This is a genomic window from Anabaena sp. CS-542/02, from assembly GCF_028331085.1.
GTDB classification, from domain to species: Bacteria; Cyanobacteriota; Cyanobacteriia; order Cyanobacteriales; family Nostocaceae; genus Anabaenopsis; species Anabaenopsis arnoldii.
This window is the reverse complement of record NZ_JAQMTM010000178.1, coordinates 1-12,643: the sequence shown is the minus strand read 5'-3', so window position 1 is coordinate 12,643 and position 12,643 is coordinate 1. Positions and strand designations below refer to the sequence as shown.

Sequence of the window (12,643 nt, the reverse complement as noted above, 5' to 3'; positions counted from 1 at the left end):
AGTTTTCAAACAGCACTGATACTAAACAACAAACAGGTGTCAGCTTTCCGTAAAGCTTCTGGTACTGCACGACACGCATATAACTGGGCAAATGCTGCAATCCTAGAGGTTTTGAAACTGCGGGAAACTGATAAATCTGTCAAGATTCCATCTGCAATTGATTTACATAAACGATTAGTTGCACAGGTAAAATCTCAGCATGATTGGTATTACGAAGTTAACAAAAATGTCCCACAAAAAGCTTTGGCTGATTTACGCCAAGCATGGGATAGATGTTTCAGAAAAACATCTAAAGAACCCAGATTTAAGAAAAAAGGTCAGCGCGATTCTTTTTATTTAGAGTCTGGGACTAAAGCCAAACCAGGGATGAAAAATGATGAAGAGCGCGTCAAGCTTCCTAATATTGGAAGGGTGCGATTAGCAGAACCGTTACCAGTTACAGCAATTCATAATTGTGTTATTAGTCGTCAAGCTGAACAATGGTTTATTTCTATTAAATATGAGATAGAGAAACCTATCGTTAACGCTAAATGCCCTAGTGTTGGGGTTGATATCGGTATTAAGGAATTAGCTGTAACTAGTACAGGTAAGGTATTTTCTCACCCTAAAGCTTATCGCCGTATGAGTAAGCGCTTAAAGCGTTTACAGCGTCGCGTGAACAAGAAAGTAAAAGGTTCTAAAAATCGCGCTAAAGCTGTTAAAAAGCTGGCTAAACTACACGCTAAAGTTGTAAATATCCGTAAAGATTCAATCCATAAATTGACTCACTATCTAGCTAAGAACCACAGCGTTATTAAGATAGAGGATTTACACGTCAAAGCATTTCTCAAAAACCATAAGTTAGCAGGCGCAATTGCTGACACTGGTAGTTTTGGGTAAGTTTAACCGAGCGGTGTTATCTAATACGATTGGGTGTGCATTAGGTCTGGAGGCGATGGAAAACAATTGAGGTGAAAAGACTTACGCCTAGATTTTGGCTCCAAAGACCAATTCGTTGGAGCCTGGTTTTTAGCTTTGCTAGTTTATTGTTATCTTGCAGTACCAACGAAATACCCTTAGGGCCTACTTCCCTCAACAGTCGCTACACTGAAGAGCAACCTGCATTGAGTGGAAATGGTCGCTTTTTAGCATTTATATCGAATCGTAATGGTAGTCACCAACTGTTGGTCTATGACTTGGAAGAACAACGGTTGGTTAGCATACCGGGTTTAAATAGACCAAGGACGATTACTGAAAATCCAAGCCTGAGCTATACCGGACGTTACATTGCTTATCTGACAAGTGACCAAGGTAGACCTGTTGTAGCACTTTATGATCGCGCTACGCAAAATTCACAAGTTATGACTCCCACTTATCGCGGCTGGTTGAGAAATCCGGGAATTAGCCCAGATGGACGTTATATTGTTTTTGAAACCGCTAGCCGTGGTCAGTGGGATATTGAAGTTTTAGACCGCGGACCAGATATTGAGTTAGATATTCCCAACGGTGCGAGTGTGAGATAATCATCAGTCAGGTAATTTATCTGTGTTCATGAGCATTGACTAATGACCAAATGAATAATCGAACTATTTTTATAACTATATTTGTTGCTGGGTTGGGCTTATTGGCTGGCTGCGTGGGCTATCCTCGCTTAGTCAATTATCCCTTTGATCCTGGGGGTCGGAGTCTTAACAGTCCAGCTTCGGAACTAAATCCCCAAACTTCAGGGAGATATATTGTTTTTACGAGCGATCGCCGGGGTAGCCAAGATGTTTATATGTTCGATAGACTAACTCGCACCTTGGTAGATTTACCGGGTTTAAATTCCTTCGATACCATCGCCTCTCATCCTAGTGTTGCTGAGAATGGTCAGTACATTGTTTTTGCAGCTAGTCGTCAGGGGCGATCTACTATTTTTCTCTATGACCGAGAAACTAGACAATCGAGAAATTTAACTAATAACTTACAAGCAGAAGTCCGCAACCCTACGATTAGCGCTGATGGTCGGAGGATTGCGTTTGAGTATAGTAACAATGGTCAATGGGATGTTTTAGTTTATGAACAATCGGGACAAAGGTTGAATATACCTCAAGAGCCGCGCTGAAAATAGAGACTGGGAAATTTATCAATCAGGGGTTTTCTTTTTCTTTTGTACAGATTCAATCAGCGATCGCACTTGTTGAGTACCTTGGGAAGGTTCAAAGGAAAGTGGGAATTTACCGCGAACTATCATTCGTAAACCAAGAGGTGCAAGACTCAGTAGTCCTTTCAGGTCCTGAAAGTAGTTACCAACCACTTGGATACCAAATTGACGTTCATCGATCCAACCACCTTCTTTCACCAAATCTACTAATACTTTGCGGTGGCGAATTGAGCGACTGTCTTGGGCTTGTTTGCGTTGCAGAATTTCCTGTTTAATTTTTGTGATTTGCTCCAATGGTGCTACCTCCATCGGACAAACTGAGTCACAGTAGAAACAACGAGTACAACCCCATACTCCTTTAGTTCCTTGGTTATAAGTTTCTAAGCGATTTTCGGTTTCACCATCACGAGAGTCAGCCACCATGCGATAGGCTTTGGCTAGTGCATGAGGACCAAGAAAATCTGGATTAACTTCACGGGCATTACATTCAGAATAACAAGCACCACACATGATACAATTACCTGTCTGATCAAGACGCGATCGCTCCTGTGGTGTTTGTAAAAATTCCCTTTCCGGAACTTGTCGCGCCGCTGTACTTACATAAGGAGCTACTGCATCTAGATGATTCCAGAAACTAGTCATGTCAACGACCAAATCTTTAATCACCGGCATATTACCTAAAGGAGCTACTGTAATTTCCCGAATTGTGTTGGCGTTATTTTCCCCTCCAGGGATTTGTGGTAATCTAGCTAGTTCACTACCGACATTTTCCTTACAAGCTAAAGCGGAACGCCCATTGATTCCCATAGCACAGCTACCGCAAATTGTATTGCGGCAATTTTTGCGAAAAGCGAGTGTTCCATCTTGTTCCCACTTAATTCGATTGAGGCAGTCCAAGATTGTATTGCCAGAATCTACCTGTAAAAGGTAAGTTTGTACAACAGGAGAGAAATTTTGTTGCTGCCGAATGATTTTAAATAGAACTTCCATTATCACCAACCACAATCTTCAAATTATATTGCCAGCCGCAGAAGTCGTGAGTCAAGCCTGGTGGTTACACTTGAGCTATACTCTTGTTCACCCCCTAATGGCCAGCCCAGTGTTAATAGGCTGCTCATACAAGAGCAACTGATTCTAGTTTAAGGATAACCATTCATATTTAATTTGTAGGGGTGCTACAACTGAGATTCTTGTCAACCTCCCAAATCAAAGGCAAATCATGTAGTTATGGTGGGGGGAGCATTTAACCTAATTGTTTCACAGCAGAAGCACAAGTCGGTTTTTCAGGAGAAACAGCTAGGTTCATATCCTGCATAGTGAATATATCTAAACTCAATCCATTAATGTTTCTCAATATCTCTTGATGTTAAGAGTAATGGCAGCCATTGGCGCATAAAATCGCTAATCTAGTCGCAAAGGGATAGTTTTTTTGTGTATATGTCAGCGCTGAACCTGTGGGATAATATCGGGTGATAAGCAGGTATTTGCAAGATATGGGAAAATTTATTCTTCCCCAAGACAGACGTATATAATCTCTATCCGCTGTTGGTCTCATGAGAATAAACCATCAGGACAATCCTCACTTAGGGGATGTGTGTACAAAATCAAGTAAATTTGGGATTTTACTCAATTGTCAAAACTCCTCATCTAAATTTAGATGAATTTTTATAAAAGTCTCGCTGCAATATTCAATAGGGCAAAAAGTCCGATGAATCCCACTTTTTGACTCCCCAAGGTTAGATATTTAGATTTAAGTTTTTAGTCGCAGTTCAATTAAAAACTAAACAATTATTTTGCTATTATTAGTTCATGCTAGTATTTAATATAAAATTACGAAGTAACAAATCCAGTACCAATAGCTGCATAAGCACCGCTAATGCTGATTTGTAAATTCGTAATGTAGAGACAAAAAAATTCACGTCTCTACAGGCAGAACAAAGGTGTATGTCCGTAAGAGCCTATTCAAATACCATGCTGTCTTGGGCTGGAGAGTCAGAGTAGGGAAAACCTCACAACTCAAAGGCAATAAAGGCCAGCACTGAAAGTTGAAAGCCAGCAATTTATTTGGTCTACGACTTATTTGTAGTCGCACTCAAATAACTTGTTCAGGTGGCTGAAAGTGACACTGCTACAGTAGCGCCAACACATAAAATCAATTGATTTACCATGGTGATTTCTGGTGAAAAGTGCCGTAAAATCCCTGAAATCAATGTTTGTGGACACCATGACCTCTAGTCTGTTGTGGGTGACCATAATATAGGCGCTTGTAGCTCAACCTATAAACGGGAATTTATCCCTCACCCCAGAGTCATGAGTAGTCAAATACTGGCATGAGACAACTTTGTTTATCAGTTTGGAGAGAGTAAGGAAAATTTGAGCGTAATGACTGAAACTGCAACCGCACCATTAACTGGAAAAGCATTGCTTGCTAAGGTGAAAGAACTGTCTAATTTACCACGCCGAGAAAGAGCCAAGCAGTGCGGATATTACACCGTTACTAAGAATAATCAAGTTCGCGTCAATCTCACAGATTTTTATGATGCTCTGCTATCGGCTAGAGGAATTCCTCTGAGTCCCGAAGCACCTAAAGATGGTCGTGGTCGTGAACCGACATATCGTGTCAGCGTTCATCAAAACGGTCAAATTGTGATTGGTGCTACCTACACTAAGGCAATGAACTTAAAGCCGGGTGATGAGTTTGAAATCAGACTGGGATATAAACATATCCACTTAATTCAACTGGGAGAAAGTGATAAAAAAGTGACTTCAGGAGATATAGACTCAGAAGAGTCCGATGAAGATTTGGAAGAGTAAGTTTGCCAATGGTATGAATAAGTTAACAGTCAAGGCTTTATAACTAATTCGTACCACCACAGCCAAGCGCTAATTCTCTTTGCTTGAACTTTGTAACATGGGAACAATACGATTAGACCCCTTGCAGAAGTGACAAACTCTAGTAGAGTCTTGATTAACAAGCAGGAAGTCTATCGTGTTTTTTTATGTCTATTTTGATAGAAATATTCAATAGCGTAGCAGCATTTATACAAGATGCATCAATGGTGGTTATGGTGATGACATTTTTTATCAGCTGGATAGGGTGCTGGTTACCAATAGCAGCAGTCATCGCCATGAGACTGAATTGGCAACCTACCAAAGCTTTACAACCGGAACAAAAATTACCCTTGTTAGTGCCACTTTACTTATTAGCACCCCTGGTTCTCTGGGTAGTGATTTGGCTATCCCATAAATCTTTTTCAGATTATGGCTTGGTGGCGAGTGTTTCCCTGCTCAGTTCCCTAGGGCTAGGTTTCGGTTTGGGAGTATTGAGCCTAGCAATGATGTTTACGTCCCAATTCTGGCTTGGCTGGTGCTATTTAGAAAAATCAAATATTAAGTTTATACCATCGATTTTATTAATAGCCTTATTAGTTGGGGGCATAGAAGAGTTAGTTTTTCGTGGTTTCTTGTTAACTGAATTGGAGCGTGATTACCCACTGTGGGTAGCAGCAACAATTTCCAGCTTAATTTTTGCCCTTCTGCACTTAGTATGGGAACAACGGGAGACCAAACCCCAAATCCCTGGATTATGGCTGATGGGAATGATGCTGGTATTAGCCAGGATTACTGATGGGGGCAGTTTGGGTATAGCTTGGGGATTACATACAGCATTAGTATGGGCGATCGCGACCATAGATACAGCACAACTAATTAGCTATACTGGTAAAGCCTCAGAATGGTGGACTGGTAAAAACAAAAAACCCCTGGCGGGGGCGGCGGGAATTATTTGTGTGTTGGGAACAGGGTTAATTCTGTGTGTATTGTGATAAATAGCACACACGATCGTAATCACTCCTAATTTAAAACTCAGATTTAGATTGACCAATGCATACAAGCTGAGAGTCTGACAAGCAGAATAGATGATGGTGGGTTAGCGATTACTAACCCACCATCAGATTTTTGGGAATTGTACCCCATTCTTTAACTGATAAAATGCAGCTGGCTGATTACCATACTCATCAGATTATGGGTAATCGGGAGACTATCTATCACCATACCCAAACATAACAGCATCATGTAAGAGATGGAATAGAGAAACAACTCTCTAGCCACAGTGCGATCCTCTGGACTTTGTAACAAACGCCAAGATTTGTGAACAAATAATCCTCCCAGACTGAGGGCGATCGCCGCATAAACAAATCCACTGGCGTGCAAAGGATAAAAAAGTAAGATAGTAGCACCAACTGTGACCAGTGTATAGTACCAAATCTGCTTGACTGTTGCCATATCACCCTCAACCACAGGTAACATTGGGATACCAACTTTTGCGTAGTCATCCCGAATCATCAGCGCTAACGCCCAGAAATGGGGGGGTGTCCATAAAAAAACTATGGCAAAAATTAACCATGCTGCCCAGCTTAAAGTCCCTGTGACAGCCGCCCAACCAACTAAGGCGGGAATTGCTCCCGCAGCGCCACCAATGACAATATTTTGAGTGCTGTGGCGTTTTAACCAGTGGGTATAGACCAAAACATAAAAGATAATGCCGGAGAATGCTAGAGAAGCAGCGAGTAAATTGGCGAATACTGCTAGTAGGGTGAAAGACATCACCGCCAGAACGATGGCAAAAATCAGGGCATCACGGGGCTGGACTTTACCAGAAGGGATAGGACGATGACGCGTCCGTTCCATATCATAGTCAATATCCCGGTCATAGACACAGTTAATAGTTTGGGCGCTAGCGGCTGCCAAAGTACCACCAGTAAGAGTTACTAACAGCAACAATGGATCTACTTGTCCCTGAGCAGCAATCCACATACTTCCAGCCGTGGTAATCAGCAGCAAGGGAATAATCCGCGGCTTTGTGAGTTGGTAGTAGCTTTGGATGACTTGGAGAAATGTTTGGTTTTGGCGAGAGACATTAGTCTCAATCATGTTAGCTCTTGTTCCTTATTTTTCAACAACTTTTATGCAGCCCCTGCTCATACTGAGTTGACATTAAAAATAGTTACTGATACTCAGGGAAGACGAGGAAGATGAGGAGGATGGAGAAGATCGGGAAAATTGTGATCAGGTTCCCCGATCTTTCCTGTCTCCCCCATAAACCCTTGTTCAGACTAGCTGGTGAAAGTTGAGACTTTTCTTGGGGGTGCAAGCAGTTTTGGTTTTTATGGTGTTACCACTTCTAATAGCTGGGGGTTGTTGCTAGATGTGATGGCAATTTCATTTCCTGCCGTGGCAAGCTACATAGCAATGGGGAAACGAACCCGAATTAAGTTATGCATTGGTTCCATTTATTGGTGTACTGGTAACATTCGCTGTTGAAGCAACAGGGTAAGCATTGATTTCACGGGACATAGCCGAGTCGCGTAGTGCTAGAACTGTAAAAGCTACTAAAGTACCAAGCAAAGCCGCCCCGACAGTTTGGTGAGAAACTGTCAAAAGCTCGACTTGGAGATGTAATCGGAAAGTGGCAACTCCTAAGAAGATTTGTAACATCAGCAACCCACCGGCCATAGTTGCCAATCGCCGCAAAGCTGGATGGAGTGCTGGCGTGCGCTGGGATATGAATACCACTGCCAAAGTAGCTACAGTAGGCGGTACCAAGCCAAAAATATGGCTATACATCACATTACAAAGCTGAGAATCACCAAAGCATTGGTGTAAGGCCCAGCGAGACCCTACTAAAGCGCCTAGTATACTTTGCAGATAGACAAAAATAACGGCACTCAAACCCAACCAAGGTAACTTACCAACAGTTCCAGTTCCTTGATAGGGAGTGAGCGCGATGCCAACAACCAGTAGGGTAGTGAAAAATAACAGCGCCGTTCCCAAATGGGCGGTGACGATATCAAACCGCAACAGTTGGGTGACGGTAAGTCCTCCCAAAATCCCTTGGAAGACGATTAAAAATAGGGCAAATGTGGATGCCCAGGGCAGCCAAGTGGGTAAGCAACGACGATACCACCAGGACAACCCAGCCAGGGCTATGGCGCTCAAACCAATTAACCCTGCATCCAATCTGTGAAACCACTCCAAGAAAACTTGAAGATTCATTTGTCTAGTTGGCACCAATTCCCCATAGCACAATGGCCAGTCCGGACAAGCCAGCCCAGCATTCATCACACGGGTGGCACTGCCTATGGCCATCAAAATCAAGGTGGCTATGCAAATTTTCCACACCAAGCGACGAATTAATTCCTGGGGCTTTCGCTGCTCGGCGGCCGCTTCATTTTGTTGTTCTAGGACAAATTCATTCATGAACAGTACCTTCCGCCCGCTCTTGGTTGAGCTTCCGTTAAATTTTCCAAGTTTGAGTACCAATCTATCTACACCCTAACTTATGCAGCCGGGTGGAAAAGATTGGCTTGCACTTATACTTTGGATCACTCTAGCTAGTTTTAGCCGAGCTTTAGGTATTTTTTAATTTGTTAACGATTAATAATTATTGATTAATTTTACCAATCTGAAATATTTATGGGATTTCACCTAGCATTTACACTAATCTATCTCTAGCCATAAATGTATAAAAATCTATAAAATAGATATGTGATGCTCAAAACTATGAAATTAGTTGGAAAAATTAATAAAATCTTAAAACCATTAGACTCCAGATTTAATTGCCTGAACTACCTTAGTAAGTGGGTAGCATAGAGATAACGTAGTAAATTCATTTAAGTAAACCGTGAAGATTCCAAGTTCCATCTGGACACTACTAATTGGCATCGTACTAACGCTATCGAGCCTTTGGTACGGTCAAAATCACGGTCTGTTGCCAACAGCTGCCACAGACGAAGCCGTTTTAGTGGATGGTCTGTTTAACACGATGATGATCGTTTCCACAGGTATATTCTTACTTGTGGAAGGTATTTTGATCTACTCGGCAATTAAATACCGTCGCCGGGCCGGTGACCTTGAAGATGGACCACCAATTGAGGGCAATGTGCCTTTAGAAATCCTCTGGACAGCGATACCAGCCATTATCGTCCTGGGTATTTCTGTTTATAGTTTTGAGGTATATAACGACATTGGCGGCTTTGATCCCCATTCTGTTCATGAAGCGCCGATGACTCAGGAGTCTATGACAATGCCGGGGGCAGCGATTGCAGCAACTTTAAGCGATACACCCCCCAGCACAGGGGGGAACCGCAATCAAGAACAGTCTGAGGAGGCAATGCAAGACCCAGCCACAGCAGCAGTCCGTAATGCTGACCAAATTCCCCAAAAGCGGAATGCGCCCGGTGTAGGTAGTGTGGCTCCCACTATTGGGGGAAGTCCCGAAAAGGCTGGTCTACCACCAGAATTACGGGTTAATGTGACTGGTTTACAATATGCTTGGCTTTTCACCTATCCTGATACAGGGGTGACTACAGGTGAGCTACACCTTCCAGTAGGTCGGGAAGTGGAAATCAACATGACAGCCAATGATGTTATCCATGCTTTCTGGGTTCCTGAGTTCCGCCTAAAACAAGATGCTATCCCCGGTAGACAAAGCGAAATTCGGTTCACTCCCAGATTAGCTGGTACTTACGACCTGATTTGTGCCGAACTTTGTGGCCCTTACCACGGAGCAATGAAAACCCAAGTAGTAGTAGAAACCCAACAAGCCTATGAAGCTTGGATGCAAGAACAATTGGTTGCTAGTAGCGAAACCCTAAACCAAGCCGTTGCTGTTAATCCTGCTGATTTGTCGGCAGATGAATTTCTCAGTCCTTACACTAGGGATATGGGTATACAGCCAGAGATGCTACATCATATGCACCAAAAGAGTGTTGAGTAAACAGTGCGGCTAGCTGAGTCAGGATTTAATCCCTCACTAAGCACATAAATTCATGGTCATTCAATCCATAAAAACAAGTCAGGAAAGCGAAGAAAGTCATTTTACTAATGACTAATGACCAATGACTAATGAGTAATGACTAATTAACTTATGACACAAACTCAGTTAGAAAAAACTGCCAATATTCCGCCTCATATAGAAGAACCACAAGAAAGACATTGGCGAGACTTTTTTGGTTTCAGCACCGACCATAAGGTAATTGGGATTCAATACCTAGTTACATCCTTTGTTTTCTACTGCATTGGCGGAGTGATGGCTGACTTGGTGCGGACAGAACTACGTACCCCAGAGGTAGATTTTGTCAGCCCGGAAATTTATAACAGTTTATTTACACTGCACGCCACAATCATGATTTTTCTGTGGATTGTGCCAGCAGGTGCAGGATTTGCTAACTATCTCATTCCCCTGATGATTGGGGCTAGAGATATGGCATTTCCGCGCTTGAATGCTGTAGCTTTTTGGATGATTCCCCCTGCGGGTGTGTTGCTGATCGCTAGTTTAGCCCTGGGGGATGCGCCTGATGCTGGATGGACTTCCTACCCTCCTTTGAGCTTGGTAACAGGTCAAGTGGGTGAGGCTATCTGGATTATGAGTGTGCTGCTATTGGGTACATCCTCGATTTTGGGAGCCATTAACTTTATTGTTACCATCCTGAAGATGCGTGTTCCCAGTATGGGCGTTCATCAAATGCCTTTGTTTTGTTGGTCAATGTTGGCCACTTCTGCTTTAGTGTTGCTATCTACACCAGTACTAGCCGGGGCGCTGATTCTTCTGGGCTTTGACTTGTTAGCAGGAACAACATTTTTTAACCCCACTGGCGGGGGGGATCCGGTGGTTTACCAGCATATGTTCTGGTTTTATTCTCACCCGGCGGTTTATATCATGATTTTGCCTTTCTTTGGTGCAATTTCGGAAATTTTGCCGGTTCATGCCCGCAAGCCAATTTTTGGCTATAAGGCGATCGCCTATTCTTCTCTGGCTATCAGTTTCTTAGGGCTAATCGTCTGGGCGCATCATATGTTTACCAGTGGTGTCCCCGGTTGGTTACGAATGTTTTTTATGATCACCACCATGATCATTGCTGTACCCACTGGGATTAAGATCTTTGGTTGGTTAGCAACTATTTGGGGTGGCAAAATTAGCCTCAATAGTCCCATGATTTTTGCCATGGGCTTTTTAGGAACCTTCGTAATTGGCGGGGTTAGTGGTGTAATGTTAGCCGCAGTCCCCTTTGATATTCACGTTCATGATACTTATTTTGTAGTGGCACATTTGCACTACGTTCTGTTTGGTGGTAGTGTCTTAGGAATTTTTGCCGCTATTTATCACTGGTTCCCAAAAATGACGGGACGGATGATGAACGAATTTTGGGGTAAAGTTCATGCTGTTTTAACCATTGTCGGTCTGAATATGACCTTCTTACCCATGCACAAACTGGGTCTGATGGGGATGAACCGCCGTATTGCCCAATATGACCCAAAATTCACCTCCTTGAATGAAATCTGCACCTACGGGTCTTATATTCTGGCGATTTCAACATTACCCTTTATCATCAATGCCGTTTGGAGTTGGTGGTATGGACAAAAAGCTGGTGATAATCCTTGGCGGGGTCTCACCTTAGAATGGATGACTACCTCACCACCAGCCATTGAGAATTTTGAGAAATTCCCGGTCTTAGCTACAGGCCCCTATGATTATGGGGTAGGTAAGAAAGAAGTGGATATTCAGCAGGTGTTGAGCCTCGACCCTGATGAACCATATCCCACCATTGAGTCTGGCGTTTAACAGTAGGGAGTAGGGGTGTAATTCCCTATTCCCCATTCCCCGTTAATTTACATTTTTAAAGATTCATGCAAAGTCAAACAATTGACCCAGGGAAAACTCAACTGAATCATCATCCTGCAACAGCCCATACTGATCATGAAGAACATCCAGACCTGCGCCTATTTGGGCTAGTGATGTTTCTGGTTGCGGAAGGAATGATTTTTATGGGGATGTTCGGAGCTTATTTAGCTTTCCGTGCTACCTTACCAACATGGCCTCCAGAAGGAACGCCAGAATTAGAACTATTGCTACCCGGAGTCAATACCATCAATCTAATTGCTAGCAGTTTTGTGATGCACAATGCTGATACCTCCATCAAAAAGAATGATGTCAAGGGGATGCGTATTTGGTTGACAATTACGGCTGTGATGGGTGCTGTTTTCTTGATGGGTCAGGTTTATGAATATGCCCATCTGGAATTTGGTTTAACAACCAATTTGTTTGCCAGTGCATTTTATGTTTTAACTGGCTTCCATGGTCTGCACGTTACTATTGGCGTTTTGGCTATTGTTGCGGTATTGTGGCGATCGCGCGTTCCTGGTCACTATAGTAACGAAAAGCATTTCGGTATCGAAGCCGCAGAAATCTATTGGCACTTTGTAGACGTAATTTGGATTATTCTGTTCGGATTAATCTATTTACTTTAAGGACTAATTATCACTGCAGCAAAGTTACTAAATCAGCCCCTAGATAGGGGTTTTTTTGATCAAGTTTGGCTTTCATAGTTACTAAAAATATAGTCAAATATTTTTAGCTTGGTAAGGTCTAAACCTTACTGGGCTAACTACAAGCCTCTCTACTGAGTTTCCATCAAAGATAGAGTCCCCAGCTACCTTTCTTAATATATTTAGGGAACCATT

At 42.7% G+C, this 12,643-nt stretch carries 11 protein-coding genes; 8 read left to right on the top strand and 3 right to left on the bottom strand.

Annotated features, from left to right (window positions below):
- The 3 genes from PN447_RS18575 to PN447_RS18565 all read left to right on the top strand — a co-directional run.
- Positions 1-879 (top strand): RNA-guided endonuclease InsQ/TnpB family protein (locus PN447_RS18575; RefSeq protein WP_271764492.1); only part of this gene is annotated, 879 nt, incomplete at its 5' end.
- A 71-nt stretch (positions 880-950) separates the two neighbouring features.
- Positions 951-1,502 (top strand): TolB family protein, encoded by a 552-nt coding sequence (locus tag PN447_RS18570; RefSeq protein WP_271764491.1) that lies wholly within the window; start codon positions 951-953, stop codon positions 1,500-1,502.
- A gap of 50 nt (positions 1,503-1,552) precedes the next feature.
- Positions 1,553-2,083 carry a TolB family protein gene (locus PN447_RS18565; RefSeq protein WP_271764490.1) on the top strand — a complete coding sequence of 177 codons (531 nt, stop codon included), beginning with the start codon at positions 1,553-1,555 and terminating at the stop codon, positions 2,081-2,083.
- A gap of 21 nt (positions 2,084-2,104) precedes the next feature.
- Here the strand turns inward: PN447_RS18565 and PN447_RS18560 are convergent, their stop codons facing one another.
- Positions 2,105-3,112 carry a succinate dehydrogenase/fumarate reductase iron-sulfur subunit gene (locus PN447_RS18560; protein WP_271764489.1) on the bottom strand — a complete coding sequence of 336 codons (1,008 nt, stop codon included), beginning with the start codon at positions 3,110-3,112 and terminating at the stop codon, positions 2,105-2,107.
- Positions 3,113-4,504: 1,392 nt separating this feature from the next.
- Here PN447_RS18560 and PN447_RS18555 point away from each other — a divergent pair.
- Both PN447_RS18555 and PN447_RS18550 read left to right on the top strand, forming a co-directional pair.
- Positions 4,505-4,936: an AbrB family transcriptional regulator gene (locus tag PN447_RS18555; RefSeq protein ID WP_271764488.1), complete on the top strand. Its 432-nt coding sequence runs from the start codon at positions 4,505-4,507 to the stop codon at positions 4,934-4,936.
- Positions 4,937-5,121: 185 nt separating this feature from the next.
- Positions 5,122-5,946, top strand: coding sequence for a CPBP family intramembrane glutamic endopeptidase (locus PN447_RS18550; protein WP_271764486.1), 825 nt, complete (start codon positions 5,122-5,124; stop codon positions 5,944-5,946).
- 154 nt (positions 5,947-6,100) lie between these two features.
- Here the strand turns inward: PN447_RS18550 and PN447_RS18545 are convergent, their stop codons facing one another.
- Entirely contained in the window at positions 6,101-7,054 is a 954-nt protein-coding gene (locus PN447_RS18545) for a heme o synthase (protein WP_271764485.1), read from the bottom strand.
- A gap of 342 nt (positions 7,055-7,396) precedes the next feature.
- Positions 7,397-8,380 (bottom strand): COX15/CtaA family protein, encoded by a 984-nt coding sequence (locus PN447_RS18540; protein ID WP_271764484.1) that lies wholly within the window; start codon positions 8,378-8,380, stop codon positions 7,397-7,399.
- Positions 8,381-8,804: 424 nt separating this feature from the next.
- On the opposite strand from PN447_RS18540, the gene PN447_RS18535 reads away from it, so the two are divergent.
- The 3 genes from PN447_RS18535 to PN447_RS18525 all read left to right on the top strand — a co-directional run bounded on the left by PN447_RS18535 (position 8,805) and on the right by PN447_RS18525 (position 12,430).
- Positions 8,805-9,899 carry a cytochrome c oxidase subunit II gene (locus tag PN447_RS18535; RefSeq protein WP_271764483.1) on the top strand — a complete coding sequence of 365 codons (1,095 nt, stop codon included), beginning with the start codon at positions 8,805-8,807 and terminating at the stop codon, positions 9,897-9,899.
- A 150-nt stretch (positions 9,900-10,049) separates the two neighbouring features.
- Positions 10,050-11,744 (top strand): cytochrome c oxidase subunit I, encoded by a 1,695-nt coding sequence (gene ctaD / locus PN447_RS18530; protein WP_271764482.1) that lies wholly within the window; start codon positions 10,050-10,052, stop codon positions 11,742-11,744.
- A 65-nt stretch (positions 11,745-11,809) separates the two neighbouring features.
- On the top strand, positions 11,810-12,430 hold the full coding sequence (locus tag PN447_RS18525) for a cytochrome c oxidase subunit 3 (RefSeq protein WP_271764481.1): 621 nt from the start codon (positions 11,810-11,812) through the stop codon (positions 12,428-12,430).
- The last annotated feature ends 213 nt before the right edge of the window (positions 12,431-12,643 follow it).